Here is a 22490-nt window from a genome sequence, read left to right on the forward strand (position 1 = left end):
TCAACCTTCTTGTTCGTGGGTCACGGTGGCGGGCTTCTTGCCGGATGCCAGCCATGCCGAGATGCGTTCCTGGATGCTCATCACGAACACAAAGAAAACCGGAACGAAGAAAATGGCCAGCACGGTGGCGGTGATCATGCCGCCCAGCACGCCGGTGCCGATCGCGTGTTGCGTCTCGGAGCTGGCGCCGGAGGCGACGACGAGCGGCACCACGCCGAGCCCGAACGCGAGCGACGTCATCAGGATCGGGCGCAGGCGCAGCTTCGACGACTGCACGGCAGCCTCGATCAGCCCCTTGCCTTCCTCGCGCAACTGCTTCGCGAATTCCACGATCAGGATCGCGTTCTTCGCCGACAGGCCGATCACGGTGATCATCCCGACCTTGAAGAACACGTCGTTCGGCAGCCCGCGGAGCATCACGGCGCCGAGTGCGCCGATCAGGCCGAGCGGCACCACCAGCATCACCGACAGCGGAATCGCCCAGCTCTCGTAGAGCGCCGCGAGCACGAGGAACACGACGACCATCGACAGCGCCATCAGCATCGGCGCCTGCGATGCCGACTCGCGCTCCTGCAGCGACTGGCCGGTCCAGGCGACCGAGAAGCCCGGCGGCAACTGCGCGGCCAGACGCTCCATCTCGGCCATCGCCGCGCCGCTGGAGTAGCCGGGTGCCGAACCGCCGGAGATGCGCGCTGACGGATAACCCTGGAAGCGCACCATCTGGAGCGGGGCTTCCGACCAGACCGGACGCACCACTTCGGACAGCGGCACCATGCCGCCGGTCGCGTTGCGCACGTAGAGCTTCATCACGTTTTCGATCTGCATGCGTGCCGGCGCATCGGCCTGGATGATCACCTGCTGCATGCGGCCCGCATTGGGAAAGTCGTTCACGTAGGTCGAGCCCATCGCGGCCGACAGCGTGTCGCTGATGGTCGTGAACGACACGCCGAGCGCTTCGGCCTTCTCGCGGTCGATGTCCAGCTTCACGCTCGTACCGGTCGGCAGGCTGTCCGGATAGACGCCGGTCACCACCTTGCTTTGCGCGGCCAGTTCGAGCAGCCTGGTTTCAGCCGCCTTGAGCGCCGCGTAGCCCTGGTTGGCGCGATCCTGCAGGCGCATCGTGAAGCCCGAGCTGGTGCCCAGCCCGTCGATCGCCGGCGGCAACAGGCTCATGACCGTGCCTTCGGTCACGCCGCCCATCGCTGCCTGCGCGCGCATCGCTTCGTCCAGCGTGGAGGCGCCGCCGCGCTTGTTCCAGTCCTTCAGCACCGCGTAGTTCAGTGCCGCATTCGAGCCGAGGCCGGAGAAGCCGTAGCCGATGATCGAGATGCTCGACTCGATGGCCGGACGCGATGCGAGATGCTTCTCGAGCGCCTTGACCACGTCGCCGGTGCGCTCGACGGTCGAATCCGCCGGGAGCAGGAAGCCGGTCATGAAGTAGCCTTGGTCTTCCTCGGGCAGGAACGACGACGGCAGCATCCGGAAGCCGAACACCAGCGCGGCGGAAATCGCGACGAACAGCAGCATCACGCGCCCGGTGCGGCCGACCAGCCGGCCGACGCGCGTCTCGTACCATTGCGTGAGGCGGTCGAAACGGCGGTTGAACCAGCCGAAGAAGCCGCGCTTCTCGTGGTGCCCGTGTTCGACCGGCTTGAGCATCGTCGCGCACAGGGCCGGCGTCAGCGTCAGCGCGAGCAGGGCCGAGAACATGATCGATACGGCCATCGACAGCGTGAACTGCTGATAGATCACGCCGACCGAACCGCTCGACATCGCCATCGGCAGGAACACGGCCGTCAGCACCAACGTGATGCCGATGATCGCGCCGGTGATTTCCTTCATCGCCTTGATCGTCGCGTCTTTCGGCGACAGGCCTTCTTCCACCATCAGGCGTTCGACGTTCTCGACGACGACGATCGCATCGTCGACGATGATGCCGATCGCGAGCACCATGCCGAACATCGTCAGCACGTTGATCGAGAAACCGGTCATCAGCATGACCGTGAAGGTGCCGAGCATCGCCACCGGCGCGACGATCGCCGGGATCAGCGTGTAGCGCACGTTTTGCAGGAACAGGTACATCACCAGGAACACGAGCACCATCGCCTCGAGCAGCGTGTGAACGACCTTCTCGATCGAGATCTTCACGAACGGCGCGGTATCGAACGGGATCGAGTAGGCCATGCCGGCCGGCATCGTCCTGGCGATCATGTCCAGTTGCTCGCGCACGGCCTCCGCGGTCTTCACCGCGTTGGCGCCCGGCGCCAGCTGCACGCCCGCGAAGGTGGCGGGTTTGCCGTTCTCGCTGTTGACGAAGGTGAACGCCTGCGGGCCGAGTTCGACCCGTGCGACATCGCCGAGCACGACCTTCGAGCCGTTCGCATTCGCGCGCAGCACGATCTTCGCGAACTGCTCCGGCGTCGTGAGCTGGCCTTGCGCGGTGAGCGGCACCGTGACGCGCTGCCCGGACAGCGCGGGCGCCGCGCCGAGGCTGCCCGGCGCGATCTGCACGTTCTGCTGGCTGACGGCCGTCGTCAGGTCGTTCATCGACAGGCCGTAGGTGATCAGCTTCTGCGGATCGACCCAGATGCGCATCGCCTGTTCGGAGCCGAACAGTTGCACCTTGCCGACGCCTTCGACACGTCGCAGATCCTCGACGACGTTGCGCGCCATATAGTCGGCAAGCGCGTTTTCGTCGTAGCGGCCGCTGTCCGACTTGAGGCCGACGAACAACAGGAAGCCCGTGGCGGCCGACTGCACGATCACGCCGTTTTGCCGCACGACGGGAGGCAGGCGCGGTTCGACCGACTTGAGCTTGTTCTGTACTTCAACCTGTGCCATCGCCGAATCGGTGCCGGGCTTGAAGGTCGCGGTGATCTGCGCCTGACCGGAGGTATCCGCCGACGATTCGAAATACAGCAGGTTGCGCACGCCGGACAGCTCGCGCTCGATGAGGCTCAGCACGCTGTCGCTCATCGTCTGCGGCGTGGCGCCCGGGTAGGTGGCGGTAATGGTGACGGTCGGCGGCGCGACCGACGGATAGCGCGCAACCGGCAGTTCGGGAATGGCGATCAGGCCCAGCAGGATGATGAAGAGGGCGATCACCCATGCGAAGACCGGGCGCCGGATGAAGAATTGGGACATGACTGGAGGCTCCCCGTGACTCAGTGCGCGGAAGCGGTCTTGACCGCCTCGGGCGCCTTCCATGCGGTCGCCGTCACGGTCGCGCCGTCGCTCAGGCGTTCCATGCCTTCGACGACGACCTTCTGGCCTGCCTGCAGGCCCGACTTGATGCGGTAGCTCCGGTTCGTCAGCTCGCCCACCTCGACGGCCTTCAGATGCGCCTGGCTCTTCGCGTCGAGCACCCAGACCTGCGGTTTGCCGCCTGCGCGGACGATCGCCTGCTGCGGCACGGTCAGCGCGTTGTCATAGTGCCCACGCGGGATGCGGGCGCGCACATACATGCCGGGCAGCAGCTCGCGCTTCGGGTTGTCGACCAGCACGCGCAACAGCACGTCGCCGGTGCCCGGGTCGACGTTGACGCCCGAGAACAGCATGCGGCCCCTCACGTCGTAGCGCGAATCGTCGCCGCGCAGCACGTCGACCGGCAGGCCATTGCCGGTCGCGTCCGGCTGGGCCGCGAGGGCGCCGCGCAGCGATTCGAGCGATGCGGCCGGCTGGCGCACGTCCACGTAGACCTGGTCGATCTGCTGGATGCGTGCCATCGGCTGGCTGTCGCTGCTCGCGACCAGCGCACCCTCGGTCACGAGCGCCTGGTCGATGCGGCCCGTGATCGGCGCCTCGACGGTCGCGAACTTCAGGTCGAGCTGGCGTCGTGCGAGCGTCGCGCGGGCCTGTGCGACGTCGGCGGCGGCCTGGTCGCGTTGGGACACCGAGTCGTCATAGACCTGCCGGCTGATCGCGTCGGCCTCGACCAGCGGTTTGAGCCGCGTCGTCTGCACCTTGGCCCGTTCGAGCGCGGCTTGCGCGCGTTGCAGGGCGGCCGCGGCCGTATCCATGTCGGCCTTGAACGGCGCCGGGTTGATCTGGAACAGCGGCTGGCCCGCCCGCACTTCCGTGCCCTGTTCGAACAGCCGTCGCTGCACGATGCCGCTGACCTGGGGCCGGATCTCGGCAATCCGGACCGCCGCGACGCGGCCGGGCAGGTCTTCGGTCAGATCGAGGCGCGAGGCGGCCAGCGTCATCGCCGCAACCGGGGTGGCCGGCGCGGCGGCCTGCTGTTCGGCGGGCCCGCAGCCCGCCAGTATCGCCGCCGCCAGCGCGCATACGGCGCCGTGGCAGCGTCGTTTCTGATTTTTCATGTGGACTCCTTGGGACGCAGGCGACTATGGCCCGCATTGTCGGTTCGAGTGTCGCGGCGACGGTTTCGGCACCGCAGCCCCGTGCAACTACCAAGTTGCCGCGGGTTTCTGGTTGTGGTCAAATGACCATGTCAGTTGACCAAAGGCGCGTAGTCTATCTCAAACTCGGACGTCTCGCGTTCAGAGGCGGGCGCTTTCGTGCCGCGAAATGTTCAGCGGAAACCGCGGCGCGGCGGCGAAACGGCGCGGCGCCTGCCGGTGCGTCGCACGCGGTGTCTTCAATGACGGAAGTCGTTTTGCATTTGGCGCCGGAACAGTATTTCGTTGGCGCCGTTCGGCGGGTTGAAGCAATCCGGCCTTGGCCGAGCGGGTTCCCGTTGCGGAATCGACGAATATCAGGAAATGAAAAACGTGTGGTTGCAGGTCTGACGGCAACGTCGGTATCAAGGAAACGTCAATGGAAATGTCCCCGCAGTCGATGTTGTTCGAAACCGTCCCGTCGATTCTCCAGGAATGGGGCTGTGTGCGCCGCCTGGGTCAAGTCATGGCGGCCTGGACGGACCGCCGCAATGTGCTGATCGTCACGGACGCGGGGTTGCACGAGGCCGGCGTGCTGGAGCCGGCGAAAGCGTCGTTGGCAGCGGCCGGATTCCATGCGGCGGTTTTTGACGAGGTCGTGGCCGACCCGCCGGAGGCCGTGGTATCGCGGTGCGTCGAGGTCGCTCGCAGTGCAGAGGTGGAAGTGGTCATCGGCCTGGGCGGCGGCTCATCGATGGACATTGCGAAGCTGGCCGCGGTACTTGCCGTCTCGCAGCAATCTCTCGCAGAAATGTATGGAATTGCCAACGTTCACGGCGACCGCCTGCCATTGGTACAGATCCCGACGACGGCCGGCACCGGGTCGGAAGTCACCAATATTTCCATCGTTTCGGTAGGCGAAACGAACAAGATGGGCATCGTCGCCCGACAGCTGTATGCCGACAGAGTGATCCTGGACGCCGAACTGACTGTTGGCCTGCCGCGCAGTCATACGGCTGCGACCGGCATCGATGCGATGGTCCATGCCATCGAGGCGTATACCAGCAAGCACAAGAAGAATGCGATTTCCGATGCGCTGGCGCGGGAAGCACTGCGTTTGCTGGCAAACAACCTGATCCCGGCTTGCGAGAACGGCGAAGATCAGCGTGCGAGGGAGGCCATGCTGCTCGGCGCCACCCTGGCGGGGCAAGCGTTCGCCAACGCGCCGGTGGCCGCGGTTCATGCACTGGCGTATCCGTTGGGCGGCCATTTCCACATCCCGCATGGTTTGTCGAACGCATTGATGCTGGCCCCCGTCCTGCGTTTCAACGCGGAAGCGGCCGCTCCGCAATATTCGGAACTGGCAGACGTCGTAGGGGCGGATGGAAACGGCGATGTCCACGCGCGCACGGCCGCATTCATCGGATTCCTGAATGACCTGATCGAACGATCCGGCGCACCGCGACGCCTGCGCGACGTGGGCGTCACGCGTTCGAGCCTGCCGACACTCGCGGCGGATGCGATGAAGCAGCAGCGCCTGCTGCAGAACAATCCGGTCGTTGTCACGGATGCCGATGCGTTGCGCCTGTATGAGCAGGCCTATTGAACCGACGCAGGCCGATCCGTCGTCGCCGTAACGTTAATGGAGAGAGTGCACCGTGAACACTGTAGAAAAGGTTGAGCATCACGAGGTCGTCATTCTGGGTGCCGGCTTCGGCGGCCTTGGAATGGCGGCCCGCATGAAAATCGCAGGTATCGACGACTTCGTCGTGCTCGAGAAACGTCCGGAGCTCGGCGGCGTCTGGCTCGACAATTCGTATCCCGGCGCGGCATGCGATACCGAGTCGCACCTGTATTGCTACAGCTTCCATCCGCACTTGCGCGTCAGCGCGATGTATGCAGGCAGAAACGAACTGCTCAATTACCTGAAATCGCTTGCAGCGCGGTTCGACCTGGCAGACCACCTGCGGTTCAATCGCGAGATTTGCCGCGCACAATGGGATGCGGCTGCGCACCTCTGGCGGTTCGAGCTGGACGACGGATCGCGGTTGACCGCTCGCTTCTTCGTGCCGGCGTGGGGGCAACTGAACCGGCCGATGACGCCGGCGGTGCGCGGCCTGGCGAGTTTCAAGGGCGACACCTTCCACTCCGCGCAATGGCGGCACGATGTGGACCTGAGCGGCAAGCGCGTGGCGAGCATCGGCAACGCCGCGAGCGCGGTGCAATACGTGCCGGCGATTGCGCCGAAGGTCGCGCAGCTTACGGTGTTCCAGCGCAGCGCAAACTGGATCATGCCGCGCAACCAGATCATCTTCTCGAAGGAGCAGCTCGATTCGTACGAGCAGGAGCCTCGTCTCTTCGAGGAGAGCCGGAAATCGCTGCATGCGTTCCGCGAGTCGGGATTCGAGCGCACGCGGATGGGTTCCAATGCGCAGACGGAAGGCAAGAGCCTCGCGTTGGCGCATCTTCATCGGCAGGTGTCCGACCCGGTACTGCGCGAGAAACTGACGCCGGACTACGAATACGCGTGCAAGCGGATCCTGCGGTCGGACGACTACTACCCGGCGCTCATGCGTGAGAACGTCGCGCTCGAAACGGCAGGTGTGGAGGCGTTCGTCGAAGACGGTATCGTGACGCGGGACGGCCGCGTTCTGCCGTTCGACGTGGTCATATTCGGCACGGGCTTCGAGAGCCAGGCATTCCAGGGCAGCCTGCAGGTGCGCGGCACGAGCGGCACGCTGGCGCAGGCGTGGGAACACGGGCCGGAGGCCTATCTGGGCATCACGGTGCCGGGCTTTCCCAACATGTTCATGCTGTACGGGCCGAACACGAACCTGAACCACAACTCCATCGTGTCGATGCTCGAGATCCAGCAGAACTACATCATCGATGCGATCGGCGGCATGGCCGCGGCGGGTATCGACGCGGTCGACGTCGACAGGGCCGTGTTCGACGAATACAACAACAAGCTGCAAGCGGCGATGGCCGGGTCGGCGTTTTCCGCGGGCTGCTCGAGCTGGTACAAGAACGCGCAGGGCAAGGTGATCAACAACTGGCCCGGCACGGTGGATGAATACCGTGCCGCGACGCAATGGGATCAAAGCGTGTTCGGTACGCTCTGAGCGGGGGATGCGCATGACATCGGTGCTCTGGTTGCCGCTGACGGAGGTGGCTGAGGATGCCCGGGACGCCGTGCAGACGTTCCGCGAACTGGGCGGACGGCACTACGGCAGCTTGTCCGTGGATCAATCGCGCGCGAACTTCGAGCGTGCGTGCGAACTGAACGGCCTCGTGGGTGACGACGCGGTGACCCATGACGACATCGCGGTTCCCGTCACGGGCGGCAGCATTCGGATACGGCTCTATCGCCCGCGCGACGCGGCTGGTATCGGCCGCGATCCGCTCGTCGTGTTCATTCACGGCGGCGGGTGGGTGATCGGCAGCGTGGACACGCATGACGGCATTTGCCGTCATCTCGCACGGCATGGCGGGTGCCCGGTCGCGTCGGTGGAGTACCGGCGATCGCCGGAGCACCGGTGGCCGGTTCCGCTCGAGGACTGCGAACGGGCGTTGGACTATCTGATTGCCCATGCCCCGGCGCTCGCCATCGACGCGTCCCGTGTGGTGCTGGCCGGCGACAGCGCCGGCGGGAACATGGCGACCATCATCGCGAATGCGGAATCGTCGGCGCGATCGTTGATCGTCGGACAGCTCCTTTTTTATCCGGTGACGGACCTGACCGCGTCGCTGCCGTCATATCGGCGCATTCAAGGCGGATTTCCGCTGGTGGCCGAATCGATGCGCTGGTTCCGCGACCACTACGTGCCGGCCGGCACGCCGCTCGATCTTGCGCGCCTGTCTCCGCTGCTGCATGCGGAGGGCCGGCGGCAGCCGCCGATGTTCATTGCAACCGTGGGGCTCGACCCGCTGTGCGACGAGGGCGTGGCCTATGCATCGTGCGCGGCGCGTGCCGGCAGCGAAGTCGAGCATCACCATCTGCCCGCGCATCATCACGGCATCGTGACCGCGGCCCGCCATATCGCGACGGCGCGCTATCTGCTGGAACGCGCCGCCGCGTTCGTTCGGCGGCTGGCCGAAAGGGGCAGTGTCGGCGTCTGACGCTTGGGTCCGCGCATTGCCGTGAGAACAATGCGGCTTGCGACGGATCGGCAGGACAGCGCTCTCGCATCGTTCGACGCTCGCCGGCGTGCCCGACGTGCGTCCAAGCGCGAAGCATCGCGCGATCATTCAAACAGGACAGAGGAGACTCGGTATGGAAAAGATCTGGCTTGCTTCCTATCCGCCAGAAGTGCCGGCAGAGATCGACTGCAGCGCGTATCGATCCGTCAGCGAATTGATCGACGCAAGCTTCGACAAGTTTCGCGAAAGGCCCGCGTTCGCGTGTGACGGTACGCTGGTCACGTATGGTGAAGTCGACGCGATGTCGCGCTCGCTGGCCGCTTGGCTGCAATCGAGGGGGCTCGAGCGCGGTGCGCGCGTCGCGATCATGATGCCGAACGTGCTGCCTTACCCGGTGTCGATCTGTGCAGTCCTGCGCGCCGGCTACGTCGTCGTCAACGTCAATCCGCTTTATACGCCCCGCGAGCTGGAACACCAGCTGAACGATAGCGGCGCCGAGGCGATTATCCTGCTCGACAGTTGTGCTGCGACGCTGGACGCCATCATCGCGCACACGCAGGTGAAGCATGTGCTGGTCGCCACGCAGGGCGGTCCCACCGCGACGACGCAGGCGCCGGGCGCGCATACGACATTCGACGACGCGATCGCGGAGGGCCGCGGGCGCCCGTTCGCGCCGGCTCGCCTGTCACCGGACGACATCGCGTTTCTCCAATATACGGGCGGGACGACCGGCGTGTCGAAAGGGGCGACGCTGTTGCATCGGAACATCGTCGCGAATGTATTGCAGGCGGACGTCTGGTTCGAGCCCGCGCGCAGTTGGCGCCCCGACGTGAAGCAGTTCATCACGGTGGCGGCCCTTCCGATCTATCACATCTTTGCGCTCAACATCTGCTGCCTGTCGACGATATACACGGGCGGGATGTGCGTGCTCGTTCCGAACCCGCGCGACATCGGCGGGATGATCGCGTCGCTCGCCGGATACAAGATCACCACCTTCCCGGGTGTGAACACGCTGTATAACGCGATGCTCCATCATCCCGACTTCTCGCGTCTCGATTGCTCCAATCTGCTGCTGGCCAACGGCGGCGGGATGGCCACGCAGGAAGTCGTCGCAAAGCGCTGGAGGGAAATGACCGGCGCGCCGATCATCGAAGGATACGGGCTGTCCGAGACATCGCCGTGCGTGACGGTCAACCCCGTTGCACGCGGCGAGTTCAACGGCACGATCGGCCTGCCGTTGCCGTCCACCGACATATCGATCCGGGACGACGACGGCAACGAACTGCCGCCCGGACAAGCCGGCGAGCTGTGCATCCGCGGCCCCCAGGTGATGGCGGGTTACTGGCGGCGACCGGACGAGACCGCGAAAGTGATGACCGCGGACGGCTTCTTCCGATCAGGCGACATTGCGTCGATCTCGGCGGACGGCTTCGTGCGAATCGTCGACCGCAAGAAGGACATGATCCTCGTGTCCGGCTTCAACGTCTATCCGAACGAGGTCGAAGAAGTCGTCGCCAAACACCCGGGCGTCTACGAAGTCGCGGCGATCGGCGTACCCGACGAGCACTCGGGAGAGGCCGTCAAGCTGTTCGTGGTCAGGAAAGCGCCCGAACTGACGGCCGAGGACTTGATGGCGTTCTGCAAGGGCCAGTTGACCGGCTACAAGCGTCCGAAAAGCATCGAGTTTCGCGACAGCCTGCCGAAGAGCAACGTCGGGAAAATCCTTCGGCGCGAGTTGCGGGTGACGAACACCTGACGAGATGAGCCGCGCCGATTCCCGTGGCTCGAGCTGCGGCTTGCTCGAACGAGCGTGTAATGGAAAGCCCTGATTCAAATTGCTGTTCGACTGCATAGACTGGGAACCATTGAATTTGGTCAATTGACCATATTCGAGATGACGAACCAAACCGGAATACGTATCGCTGTGGCCCGCTTGCTGATGGGTCGGATGATTCGGCAATCTTCTCGGGTTTGGCGCGTGATCGCTGGTATGCACGGGTGAGCGTCTTCGTGCTGTATGGTCAAATGACCAAGTCGTGTGATCTTGCCGTGCGGCGTGGCGGATATCTTCAATAACTGGTCATCGGAGGGATCTCATGACTGAGAAACAAACAGCTGCGTGTTCGCCTGAGCACGTAGATGTACTAATCATCGGAGCGGGAATCTCGGGGATCGATGCAGCATGCCATCTCCGCATGAACCTGCCGGGGCGCTCGTTCGCCATTCTGGAAGCCATGGACGGATTCGGCGGGACGTGGTGGACGCATCGTTACCCCGGCGCACGGTCCGACAGCGACCTGTACACGTACGCATTCGGATTCCGCCCGTGGCAGGGCCGCTCGATCGCGACGGCGGAGGAGATCCACAGCTATCTCGGCGAAGTCATCGACGAGTATGACCTCGGTTCGAAGATCCACTACGGGCATCGTGTTCAAACGGTGAACTGGTCGAGTGAACACAAGCGCTGGACGGTCGAGGTGTCGCGCAACGATACCGGCGAACGTTTCACGATGACCACCGGCTTCCTGTGGCTGGGCGCAGGGTACTACGACCATCGTCAGGGCTTTACCCCCAAGTGGAACGGGTTAGATCGTTTCAAGGGAACGGTCGTTCATCCGCAACACTGGCCCGAAGAACTCGACTATGCCGGAAAGCGCGTGATCGTCATCGGCTCGGGCGCAACCGCTGCGACGCTGGTTCCGGCACTGGCCGGCACCGCGGCGCACGTGACGATGCTGCAACGGTCGCCGACGTTCTTCACGGCGGTGCCGTGGACCCACCAGCTGGACGCAACGCTCCGAGAACTCAGCCTTCCCGAAGAATGGCGCTCGGAGATTCTGCGACGCGCGCACCTGAAGCAGACCTTCGACCTGATCAACCTGTCCACGGCGAACCCGGACGCGGTGCGCGACTGGCTGATCAACGAGACGCGGCAACAGCTGCCGGAAGGGTTCGACGTCGACAAGCATTTCAATCCGAGCTATCGCCCGTGGCAACAGCGCGTGGCTGCCGTCCCCGACGGCGACCTCTTCGCGGCCATCCGGGACGGGAAAGCATCGGTCGTGACCGACACCATCGAAGCGTTCGACGAAAGCGGCATCACGCTGGCATCGGGCGAACACCTGGACGCGGACATCGTCGTGACGGCCACCGGCTTCGACATGAGCGCTTTCGGCCAGATCGCATTCCGGCTCGATGGCGCCCCGGTCGACATGAGCAAGCGCGTGTCGTACCGCGGCATGATGATCGAAGGTATCCCGAACATGGCGTTCGTCTACGGCTACTACCGTTCGAGCTGGACGCTGCGCGCGGATCTCGTCTGCGAATTCACGTGCCGCGTGCTCGCGCATATGGACAAGGTCGGCGCGAAGACAGTGGAGCCGCGCCTGCGTGACGAAGACGCCGACATGCAGCGGCTGCCCTGGACGGACCCGAACAACTTCAATGCCGGGTACGTGATGCGCTCGCAACACCAGATGCACATGCGCGGCGATCGCATGCCGTGGCAGCACCACTTCGAGTACGAGGAGGAACGCAAGACCATCCCGGAGCTGAGCCCGGACGCCGAAGTCCTCGTGTATCGCTGATCCCCGGCCAACGTTCGATTACAAGGTGATGTCATGGCACTCGATTTGCATCTCGCGGGTTTTCTCGAATCCTTTGCCGGGTCCGGCGCGAAACCCTTGCCGCAGTCAACGCCGGAAGAAGCGCGCGGACTGATGCTGCATCTGGCTCGCGCCGTTCGCGCACCGGAAACCGTTGTCGACCTTCATGGCGTGGAAGACCTGACCATTCCCGGCGCGGTCGGTTCGCTGCGGGCACGGCTCTATCGGCCGAGCCAGGAGCGTCATCTGGCGACGGTCGTCTATCTCCACGGCGGTGGGTTCGTCATTGGCGATCTGGATACCCACGACAACATTTGCCGGGAGGTGGCGCGCGCCGCGAACGCGGTCGTGGTCTCGGTGGACTACCGCCTGGCGCCCGAGCACCGGTATCCGGCCGCGGCGGACGACGCGATTGCCGCGACCAGATGGGTGATCGCGAACGCGGGCGAGCTGGGCGGAAACGACGTCGTGGCGGTGGCCGGCGATAGCGCCGGCGGCAATCTGGCGGCCGTCGTGACCCAGCAACTGCATGCCGACGGCGTTTCGTTGGCCGCCCAGCTCCTGATCTATCCGGCGGTGGCGGGGGACCGTTCAGGCTTTCCGTCCTTCAAGGAAAACGGTGAAGGCTATCTGCTCGACCTCGAGACGATCGCGTGGTTCGAACGGCATTACGTTGCCGACGGGACGAGCCCGCAGGATGCGCGGCTGGCGCCGATCCACGCGAAGGACTTCGCGGGGCTGCCGCCGGCAGTCATCCTGACCGCGGAATACGACCCGCTGCGCGACGAGGGCGAAGCATACGGCCGCCTGCTTCACGCAAGCGGGGTCAAGGTCGAGACAATCCGGTGCGACGGCATGCTGCACGGCTTCTTCGACATGGGTGCGATCTCCCCCGGCGCGCAGACGTGGATCGAGAAGGGCATCGCAAGTTTCCGGAAGTTGCTCGACGGCGCGCAGCACCATTGATACGCCGGCGGTCGCGATCTGAATCGCGCTTATCGCCATTCCGTGGCCGCATGCGGTTCGATGGACGACTCCATCGCTGCCGATGCGGCCACACAGTTCTGATGCGTGACGGAATGAAGCCGACCGCACAACGGCTCGAGGGAGCTGCGACGCGAGCGGTGGAATCGATGCATCAGGTAGTTGCTTGTGAAGCGCTCAGGCATCTATCCAGGACACAGACCCGTGAAGAACTCATTCGATTATCTTGTTGTAGGCGGCGGCTCGGCAGGCAGCGTGCTGGCCTCGCGCCTGACCGAAGACCCCGATGCGACGCTGTGCCTCTTCGAAGCCGGCGGCAACGGCAACGGATGGCCGATCAACGTGCCGGCCGCACTGGTGCTGATGATCCCGTCCCGGCTGAACAACTGGGCGTTCGAAACCGTGCCGCAGAAAGGGCTCCAGGGGCGGCGCGGCTATCAGCCGCGCGGCAAGGCATTGGGCGGATCGTCCGCGATCAATGCGATGGTGTACACGCGCGGCCATCATGCCGACTACGACGACTGGGCCGCGCTCGGCAACGAAGGCTGGGGCTGGAACGACGTCTTTCCGTATTTCAAGCGAAGCGAGCATAACGAGCGCCTTGGCAATGACTGGCATGGGCGCGGCGGCCCGCTCTGGGTGAGCGACCTGCGAACCGACAATCCGTTTCAGGCGCGTTGGCTGGAGGCCGGACGGCAGTGCGGCCTGCCCATCACGGACGATTTCAACGGTGCGGAGCAGGAAGGCGTCGGCATCTATCAGGTGACCCAGAAGAACGGCGAACGCTGGAGTGCCGCGCGTGCCTATCTGTTTCCGCACATGAATGCGCGCGGCAATCTGACGGTGGAAACGAATGCGCAGGTCCGGCGCATCGTGTTCGACGGCAACAGGGCCGTGGGCGTCGAAGTCACCCGTGCGGGGAATGTCGAGACGGTCTGGGCGAAAAAGGAGGTGATCCTTTCTGCCGGTGCACTTCAGTCGCCGCAGTTGCTGATGCTGTCCGGTATCGGTCCGAAGGATGAACTTCAGCGTCACGGAATCGACGTCGTGGCCGATCTCCCGGGTGTGGGGCAGAACCTGCAGGACCACCCGGACTTCGTCGTCAGCTACAAGACGAACAGCCTGGATGCGCTCGGCGTATCGGTACGCGGCGGGATCAAGACACTGGCCGACATCAGGCAATACCGGAAATCGCGCAGCGGTACGCTCACCACCAATTTTGCCGAAGGCGGCGCGTTCCTGAAGACGCGTCCCGATCTCGAGCGGCCGGACGTACAGATGCACTTTGTCGTCGGGCCCGTCAGCGATCACGGACGGAAAATACACCTGGGGCACGGCATTTCCTGTCACGTATGCGTGCTGAGGCCGAAGAGCCGCGGATCGGTGAAGCTGCGCAGCGCGGATCCGCTGGATGCGCCGCTGATCGACCCGGCATTCCTCGAGCACCGGGACGATCTCGACGTTCTCGTCGAGGGATACAAGCTGACGCGGCGGTTGATGGCGGCGCCGGCCATGTCGGCGTTCGTGACGGAAGATCTGTATGCGTCGCGGTCGCGCTCGGACGAAGACATCCGCGCGCTGCTGCGCGAGCGGACCGACACCGTCTACCACCCGGTGGGAACGTGTCGCATGGGGAACGACGCGCTCGCCGTCGTCGACGCTCAATTGCGCGTACGGGGCACGGAGGGCCTGCGTGTCGTGGATGCGTCGATCATGCCGACGCTGGTGGGGGCAAACACGAACGCGCCGACGATCATGATCGGAGAGAAAGCGTCGGATCTGATTCGGGGGATCTCGCGATTTCCCGGCGGCCATGCCGCAGTGAAAGCCGGAATCGGGGTTTGACAATCCTTTCTCGCGCCGGCATGCGTCGGCGCGAAAGCCTCGATCGTGCACGGACGTTGCGGCAGCGTCGCATGCGCTGCAACGTCCGCTGTCGGAAGGCCCATCAACTCATCGCTCAGCCGATCAACCCCGATCGGCGCCTGCCCCGGCCCGGCTGACGGCATGGGTTCGTCATCGGCTTCCATGCCCAAAGGGCTTCAGCGCATCGTGCCGAGCGCCATCTTCGATTCGTCGTGTCATGTACTGGAGCCTGGAACGCGATCCGGCGCTTGAGCGCGGTCCGGAACACGGTCACGCGCCCGTAACGATGTGATATGCCGGTCGCGGTCGTCTCAGCGTGTGATGTCGGTAGGGAGCGGGTGCGGGCACGGGCACTTCATGCCGGTGCTGATGACCGCCTTGCGTGGCCCTTCTACGCGGAAGTGGCCGCCACGCGATTGCGCGCGGCTCGCCGTCGTTCGAGTGCGTTCGCCAAGGAACGCCGGCTGCGGAGAAAGCTGACAGTCGCGGGGTATCGGATGCGTGTGCACGGCACCGGCGATCGACTTCGAAAACACGGCTGACAGGAGGATGGGGCGTCGTTCGATCCATCAGCGGTAAGCTTTGCGCGGCACTTCGTCCACATGCCGCCTCCGCATCGGGTTCTTCTCGTATCCGCGACACGCGCACCCTGTCGCGCGATGATCACACCATCCGTCCCGGGGCGGGACGAAGTCGACGCAGCGGGCCGCGCTTTTCCATCGCGGCCCGCTGCGCCGATCGGACATCGAACGGTTACCGCGAGATCGCCCCATCGCGAGAGAAAACCAGCCATTTGTCGCCAGGCGACGAGAGTGCGGCCGTATAGGTCGTCCCGGTGTCGGTATGCACGCGCTTGAATGTCTTCCCGTCATCGACGCTTTGCGCCTGCAACCCGTCGACACCCACGGCCAGGACGGTGGAGCCGCTGGACGTGAGTGCGGTGATCGAGTTCCTGGTATCGAGCGTTGCGCGTGACCAGGTGTGGCCGTTGTCGTCGCTTCGCATCAACGTGCCGCGCAGTCCGCCGACCAGCAGCACACCGTCGGGCAGCGCGACGCCGCACCAGAACGAGCCCTTGTAACCGGTCTCGATCGTCTCCCACGTATTGCCCTTGTCCTTCGACACGAGGAGATGCCCTTTCTCGGCGGTCGCGAAAATATCGCCGTTGCCGTTCGAGAAAATACCGAACAGGTTCAGGTCCGACTTCTTGCCGTTCGGAAGAACGGGTTCCTTTTTCGTCCAGGTCTTGCCGCCGTCGTCGGTGACGAGGATCAGCGACCAGAGCCCGACGGCCACGCCGTGGTTCGCATCGACGAAGTGAACGCCGAAGAGGGGGCGATCCTCGGTCGTCGCGAGCCGCTGTACCTGCCAGGTCTCGCCGCCGTCGGTGGTTTTCAGGATCGCGCCCCAGTGGCCGACTGCCCAGCCCGTGTTGGCGTCGACGAAGCTGACCGACGTCAGCGTCGAGCTCACGGGTACGGCCTTGGCCTGACGATACGTCGCACCGCGGTTGTCGGACAGCAGGATGATGCCGTTCGCACCGACGCTCACGACCCGCGGCCCTGCCCACGTTGCATCCAGCACGGCCGACTGCGTCGCAATGCTCGACTGGACGGCCGGCACGGGTTTGAGTTCCGGTGCGGATACCGCGCATTGCATGCCGCCCAGCAGTGTTGCGCCGACGACGATAGCAGTCGAAATGGCGCGCATCTTGTGATTCATGAGCATGGAATCCTCTTCTTCAATGAGCGAGCAGGCCGGGTGCGCGCGCGGGCCGGCGTCTCGGGAACAGGCGCTCGAGCCACACGGCGAAGGCGGGCAGCACGGTCATGGCCATGACCATATTGACGATGAACATGAATGCCAGCAGCTTGCCCATGTCCGCCTGAAACTTGAGCTCGGAGAACGACCAGGTGGCGACGCCAATCGCGAGCGTAATGGCCGTGAAGATGGTCGCCGTGCCGATCTCGAGGATCGATTGCTCGAGCGCCTTGACGATTCCCACACCGTTGGCCAGATGCAGTTGCAGCCGGTTGTAGATATAGAACGCGTAATCGACACCGATGCCGACCGCAAGCACCATCACCGGCAACGTCGCGACGGTCAGGCCGATCTGCAGCTCCTTCATGAACCAGTACCCGATGAACGTGCCGATCGTCAGCGGCAGGCAGCAGGCGAGCACGGCGCGCAGGTCGCGGTACGTGACGAGCACGAGCAACACGATGGTCGCGTACACGTAAAGCATCATCGGCAGCTCGCTGCGCTCGATTTCGTCGTTGACCGCGGCGAGAACGCCGGCGTTGCCGGACGCGAGCCGGACCTTCACGCCAGGCAGCTTGTTCGTGTCGCGAAAATGCTTCGCGGCGGTGATCACCTGATTGATCGTCGTTGCCTTGTGGTCGGCCAGATAGACATTCACCGCGGTCATGCTGCAGTCCTTGCGCATGACGCCCGGCGTGCGGGCCACCTCGCCGGCCAGCGACGAATAGTTATCCGGATCGATCGGGATCGCTGACATCTTCGGGTTGCCTTCGTTGTACCCCTCGTTGTATTGACGCAGCAGCGAAGAAAACGAAACGACCGACAATACGCCGGGAACGGCGCGCATCGACCAGACGAAGCGATCCTGATATGCACCGATCTGCACGTTGTTGCACGACTGCGGCGGTGCTTCGAAGACGATGGACATCCAGTCGAGGCCGACGTCGTAGCTCGATGCGATCGACACCGAGTCCTGGTTGAAGCGGGCATCCGCGCGCAGCTCCGGCGCGCCTGCCTGCAGCGTGCCGACTACGCGGTCGCGGCTTTCCCACGCGGCCACGCAGAAGACCACGACGGCGGCCAGCAGGATGATCGCCGCGTTGCGGGGAACCGCGACTTTCGCGAGCACGCGTAGCACGCGGCCGCGGCGGGCGGCATGCAGCTCGGCGTTCTTCGCATAGCCGGGGTCGACCTTGAGCAGGGACGCGGCCAATGGAAGCATCACCAGATTCGTGACGATCTTGTACGCGACGCCGAGCGAAGCGGTGATCGCGAGCTCGCGGACCATCGGAATCGGGATCAGGATCAGCGTGACGAAGGACACGAACGCGGTCACCAGCGCGAGCGTTCCGGGAATCAGCAGCCCGCTGAAGCTGGATCGGGCGGCCTGCTCGACGGACTTCCCGTGCGAGATCTCCCGAACGATGAAGTTGATCTGCTGGACGCCGTGTGACACGCCGATCGCGAACACGAGGAACGGCACCAGCACGCCCAGCGGGTCGAGCCCATAGCCGAGCAGATGCAGCGTGCCGAACTGCCAGACGAGCGAGACGAGCGAGCAGGTGAGCGGCAGAATCGTCAGGCGCACGGAGCGGCAGTACCAGTAGACGGCCAAAGCGGTGAGGAGCAGCGCGATCGCGCAGAACTTCAGAACGGACGATGCGCCGTTCGCGATATCGCCGATCTGTTTCGCGAAGCCGATGATCTGGACCTCGTAGTTCGCATCTTCGAACTTCGATCGCAATTGCGATTCGAGCGCGCGGTCGAATGCGACGTAGTCGATCCGCTCGCCTTTCGCGTCCAGCTCGTTGAGGTCCGCGGTGACCATCGCGCTGGTCTGATCGCGAGACACGAGATTGCCGACGAAACCGCCCTGCGCAGTCGAGCGCGAAATGGCGCTGACCGTGTTGCCGTCGAGTTGATCCGGCGTCACGGTGCCGGGAATGAGCGGGTCGGCCCGGAAGCCGTCTTCGGTGATCTCGTTGACGAATGAATTGGGCGTCCAGAGCGATTGAACGCTGCTGCGCGAGACGCTCGGCAAAAACGTGACCGCCTGCGTGACATCGTAGAGCCGCTTCAACGCGGCAGGCGTCCAGATGCTGCCGTGGCGCGCCTTGACAACGACGATCAGGCGATTGGCGCCGAGTAGGTCGCCGCGATACTGGTTGAAGGTCTCCGTGTATTCGTGGCCGAGAGGAAGCTGCTTCTCGAAGCCCGCATCCATGCGAAGCTTCACGGCGAAGCAGGCCATGACGGCCGTGAACAGCACCAGAAGCCCCAGAACGAGCCGCCTGTGACCGAACAGCGCATTTTCCAGCGAATGAAGCATTCTCAGCAGCTTGCCGGGTCGGGCTGCGTCGGAAACAGGCGTTTGATTCATATTGACCTCAGAAATTGCGAGATGCGACGATGGCCACGAAGTCCCTGTCTCGTAGCGGGTTGGCCAGCGGGTTGGTCGGGCCCATGAAGCGCGTGTAGTTCAACGCGACCTGCCAGTTCGCCGGGTTCTGTATGAAATTCACATACAGGTTCATCGCCGTCACGCCGCGCATGAACTGGGCGTTCACGTTCGGCGTATTGCCGAACAGGCCGTACCGGACGTATATCCCCGGATTGACCTGCCACCCGGGAATGACGGTGCCGTCGTAGACCCAGTTGAAATCGACGTCGATCCCGCCCGAGTATTTCGTGCCCTGTGCACTACCCGGCGAGTTGAGTGCGCCGGTCGCGAACAGATCGTTGAATTCGTTCCCCCACAGCAGCGCACCGGGAGAAATGGGCGAGCCGCCATAGCTCTTGTGAAGCCCGGGATAGGCAATGATCACCGTCTCGGTCGTCAGCGTGGCGGTCTGCGCGCCGAGCAGCTTGAGGAATGCGCCGGAATTGCCCGGCTGGAGCGAGTAGAGGGTAGTCAGGTGCCACTGGAAACGCTTCTCGTCGACCCAGCAGTTGCCGCCTTGCGCGACGCATCCACTGGCCGGATTCAGCGGAACGGCGTCGCGCGGACGGTACGACAGTTCCGTGCCGATCGCCCAGTCGCCAACCGGGAAGTTCGCGCTGACACCGATCATGTGGCGGTCTTCAGGGAACCTGAAGACAGTGCCGCCCGTCGAGCTCAGCGACACCTGCGGGAACTTGTCGTGATACGCGATCGTATAGAAACCGAGATTCAGGTCCGTTCCCGCGGGCTGATAGCGGACGGAGAAACCGTACTGCCCGCCGTTCTTCGGATGCACGGTCGCCACGCCATATGCGTTGTTGCCGGGCCCGACGATCTGATTGGACCAATAGCTGCCGACCGGGGGCAGATAGTTCTGGTTCCAGTTGCTCTGGACGTACCCTTCGACGTTCACGCCGTGACCGAGGCCGGACGCGACGCTCAGTATCGGCGCCGGCAGGATGATTTCCTTGACCTGCGCCCCGGGTTGGGACGCGCGATTCACGTCGATCGCATTCGTCGCATTGACGCCGCCGATTTCCCAGATGCTTTCGCCCCAGCTGACGACCTGATTACCCACGCGGACGCGTGCAATCTGGTCGCCTACGTTGAACTGCTTGCTGACCCACAGGTCGAGCAAGCGCGGCTTGAAGCGGATGTTTTTCTCAGCATCGGACGGGAGCCCGCCGCTAAGGTTGGGCGACGGGTTGTAGAACAGGTCCTGTCCGCTGGTTGCGCCTGTCGTGCGGGTACCGGAGTAGTCGTATTGCCAGGTACCCCGTGCCATGAACGTGAGCCCTTGCGACGGCATCTTCAGGACCAGCTCGTGGTTGCCCTTGAGATAGCTCGTGAAAGGATCTCCCTTGCCGTAGTTGATGTCGCCCTGATCGGAGAGGCCGCTCAACTGACCGAGTCGGCCGCCACCGGTCTGCGCACCGGTGGCCACGTTGTAGGTCGGCGATACGAGATTGCTGCTCGGCGAGGCAGTTCGAATGCCGACGCCCGCCGATATCGTCGAATCGAAACTGCCTTCAACGTTCCCGATCGTGAACGTGAAGGCGTGCGCGCTGCCGCACCCGACGGCGACAAGCGCCGCGATCGCCGCGCGCACGAACACCACGCTGGAGCGGGGCTGTAATGAGGAGGTGGTAGCCATTTTGTGTCGGCACCTGTCAACGCTCGCTCAACGCGCGAAGATTGTCGGCGTTGTAGAAGCTCGGCTTGTAGTGTTGGTCTGCCGACGAATCGACCGACCACTTTGCGTCCCGCCCGGCCGCGAGCATCGAACCGTCCACGAGGTACCGGCCGTCGACGAGGTTGTATTGAGCGAACGCGAGCGTGTCGCAGCTTCCCGTCTCGTACACCGGAATGATGTAACCCTCGCGGACTTTCGAGATGTTGCCCTGCGCGTCGTAGTCCACCGCGCCGAGGTAGCTCCAGCTGTCTTCGTCGACGTAGAACAGGCGCTTCGGCGCGGTATGGCGCATGCCCTGCTTGACCGTGGCTTCCACGACCCACACGCGGTGGAGTTCGTAGCGGCGCTTCGACGGATTCACGAAGTCCGGGCCATACGCGTCTTCGAATTTGTCGGAGAAGTCGTACATGCCCAGGTCGTTGTAAGTCACGATCATTTCCTTCTTGCCGAGCAGCTTCCACGAGAACCGGTCGGTCTGCCCGGAGAAGACCAGCGCTTCGTCCATGTTGTACTGGTTGTCGAAGCCGATCTGCGGTGCGTCGTAGGCGTACGACGGCATGCGGCGGGTACGGCGCTGGCCGGGGAAGTAGTAGAAGACTTCGGTCGGCTTGCCGGCGTACGTCGTGAAGATCGCGGCCTGGCCGGCAATGGCGGCCGGCGACTTGTACGCGTAGTACGCGTTGCCTTCGACCTGGTTGACCTTCGCGAACGTCATGCCGGATTTGTCGCCCCACGGCTGGTAGATCCACGCGTCCGACACGTTCTTGATCCAGTCGGATGCCCCCTTGCGCGGCGAGACGACGGTGATGATGTCGCGCATCTCGACGCCGCCGCCGCGGTAATGCAGCTTCGCGTTCCACATCACTTCCGCGCCGGTCTTGGGCGCGGGGAACGGGTAGCCGGGCAGGTGGGCATCGGCGAGTTCCGAACCGTCCGCGGACATCTTGGCGAAGCCCACGTTGTTCTTCGTGTTCTCCGCGACGAAATCCGGGACGCCGCAGGTGCGCCGCGACGCATAGACCGGCATCGTGAAGCCCTTCAGGTTCTTCAACAATGCGATCTGGCCGGGATTGAGCTTGTCCGCGTATTTGTCGACATTGCTGGCGTCGATCGTGTACAGCGGCTTGTCGGACTTGTATTTGAAGAAATCCGCGCGGCGCTTGCCGAACGTCCAGCCGGGCCCGACGTTGCCGACCTGTGCCCATGCGGGAATGCCGCTGGCGGTGCCGGCGATCTCGGCGCCGGACGGCGTATGAGACGAGTCCAACCCTTCCGCAAACGCGCTGGTCAAAGTCATCGCGACCGCGGAAGCGAGAAGCGACGATTTCGCTGCCGATCGAACGAGCGAAGCGGATTGTTTGAAAGAATGCGTCTTGACCACATCAATCTCCTTGACCTTGACCGGGTAACGTGCGCCCGTCAAAAGGGTTGGGCATAGGCGAATGCATGCGAACGTAGCGATTTCCGTTGCAATTGATTCGTAATGCGAATTATAGAAACGTGCGTTTTACCGTCTTTTGCATGAGTCACCCGGCCCGTTCATCCGTGTTGCATCGGTGCCCGGGGTTGTCCGGCACACCTGATGGCGTGCCGGACGGTGTGTGCTGCATGCAGCTGACTTTCGTTTACCGGAGCCGGGTACGGTCTGCTCGACCGGCGCG

Annotated in this window: 13 protein-coding genes and 1 pseudogene; 8 read left to right on the forward strand and 6 right to left on the reverse strand. The window is 63.9% G+C overall.

The window, feature by feature from the left end; genetic code table 11:
- Entirely contained in the window at positions 1 to 3144 is a 3144-nt protein-coding gene (locus tag F3J14_RS06030; protein WP_166722226.1) for an efflux RND transporter permease subunit, read from the reverse strand.
- Positions 3145 to 3164: 20 nt separating this feature from the next.
- Positions 3165 to 4322, reverse strand: coding sequence for an efflux RND transporter periplasmic adaptor subunit (locus F3J14_RS06035; protein WP_166722227.1), 1158 nt, complete (start codon positions 4320 to 4322; stop codon positions 3165 to 3167).
- A gap of 324 nt (positions 4323 to 4646) precedes the next feature.
- Here F3J14_RS06035 and F3J14_RS06040 point away from each other — a divergent pair.
- The 8 genes and pseudogenes from F3J14_RS06040 to F3J14_RS06075 form a co-directional block, all read left to right on the forward strand.
- Positions 4647 to 4751 (forward strand): annotated as a pseudogene (locus F3J14_RS06040) (aldehyde dehydrogenase family protein); the annotation flags it as partial.
- A gap of 34 nt (positions 4752 to 4785) precedes the next feature.
- Positions 4786 to 5946 carry an iron-containing alcohol dehydrogenase gene (locus F3J14_RS06045; protein ID WP_211080329.1) on the forward strand — a complete coding sequence of 387 codons (1161 nt, stop codon included), beginning with the start codon at positions 4786 to 4788 and terminating at the stop codon, positions 5944 to 5946.
- A gap of 52 nt (positions 5947 to 5998) precedes the next feature.
- Entirely contained in the window at positions 5999 to 7462 is a 1464-nt protein-coding gene (locus F3J14_RS06050; protein WP_166722229.1) for an NAD(P)/FAD-dependent oxidoreductase, read from the forward strand.
- Positions 7410 to 8459 carry an alpha/beta hydrolase gene (locus F3J14_RS06055; RefSeq protein WP_247682142.1) on the forward strand — a complete coding sequence of 350 codons (1050 nt, stop codon included), beginning with the start codon at positions 7410 to 7412 and terminating at the stop codon, positions 8457 to 8459. Before F3J14_RS06050 ends, F3J14_RS06055 begins: the two co-directional genes overlap by 53 nt.
- Positions 8460 to 8613: 154 nt before the next feature.
- A complete protein-coding gene (locus tag F3J14_RS06060; RefSeq protein WP_166722230.1) occupies positions 8614 to 10236 on the forward strand; it encodes an AMP-binding protein in 1623 nt (540 codons plus the stop codon).
- Positions 10237 to 10576: 340 nt separating this feature from the next.
- Complete coding sequence (locus F3J14_RS06065) at positions 10577 to 12067, forward strand: NAD(P)/FAD-dependent oxidoreductase (RefSeq protein WP_166722231.1); 1491 nt, start codon at positions 10577 to 10579, stop codon at positions 12065 to 12067.
- A gap of 33 nt (positions 12068 to 12100) precedes the next feature.
- Positions 12101 to 13051 carry an alpha/beta hydrolase gene (locus F3J14_RS06070; RefSeq protein ID WP_166722232.1) on the forward strand — a complete coding sequence of 317 codons (951 nt, stop codon included), beginning with the start codon at positions 12101 to 12103 and terminating at the stop codon, positions 13049 to 13051.
- 222 nt (positions 13052 to 13273) lie between these two features.
- A complete protein-coding gene (locus F3J14_RS06075) occupies positions 13274 to 14914 on the forward strand; it encodes a choline dehydrogenase (protein WP_166722233.1) in 1641 nt (546 codons plus the stop codon).
- Between the two features lie 774 nt (positions 14915 to 15688).
- On the opposite strand, the gene F3J14_RS06080 is transcribed toward F3J14_RS06075, so the two are convergent.
- Genes F3J14_RS06080 through F3J14_RS06095 form a run of 4 tightly spaced genes read right to left on the reverse strand, consistent with a single transcriptional unit; the run spans position 15689 to position 22126 of the window.
- Entirely contained in the window at positions 15689 to 16657 is a 969-nt protein-coding gene (locus tag F3J14_RS06080) for a YCF48-related protein (protein WP_247682143.1), read from the reverse strand.
- 19 nt (positions 16658 to 16676) lie between these two features.
- On the reverse strand, positions 16677 to 19025 hold the full coding sequence (locus F3J14_RS06085; RefSeq protein WP_166722235.1) for an MMPL family transporter: 2349 nt from the start codon (positions 19023 to 19025) through the stop codon (positions 16677 to 16679).
- A 58-nt stretch (positions 19026 to 19083) separates the two neighbouring features.
- Positions 19084 to 20790, reverse strand: coding sequence for a DUF1302 family protein (locus tag F3J14_RS06090; protein WP_166722236.1), 1707 nt, complete (start codon positions 20788 to 20790; stop codon positions 19084 to 19086).
- A gap of 16 nt (positions 20791 to 20806) precedes the next feature.
- Complete coding sequence (locus F3J14_RS06095; RefSeq protein WP_166722237.1) at positions 20807 to 22126, reverse strand: DUF1329 domain-containing protein; 1320 nt, start codon at positions 22124 to 22126, stop codon at positions 20807 to 20809.
- Between the last annotated feature and the right edge of the window lie 364 nt (positions 22127 to 22490).

Source organism: Burkholderia sp. Tr-862, from assembly GCF_011753085.1.
In the GTDB taxonomy this organism is placed as follows: domain Bacteria; phylum Pseudomonadota; class Gammaproteobacteria; order Burkholderiales; family Burkholderiaceae; genus Burkholderia; species Burkholderia ambifaria.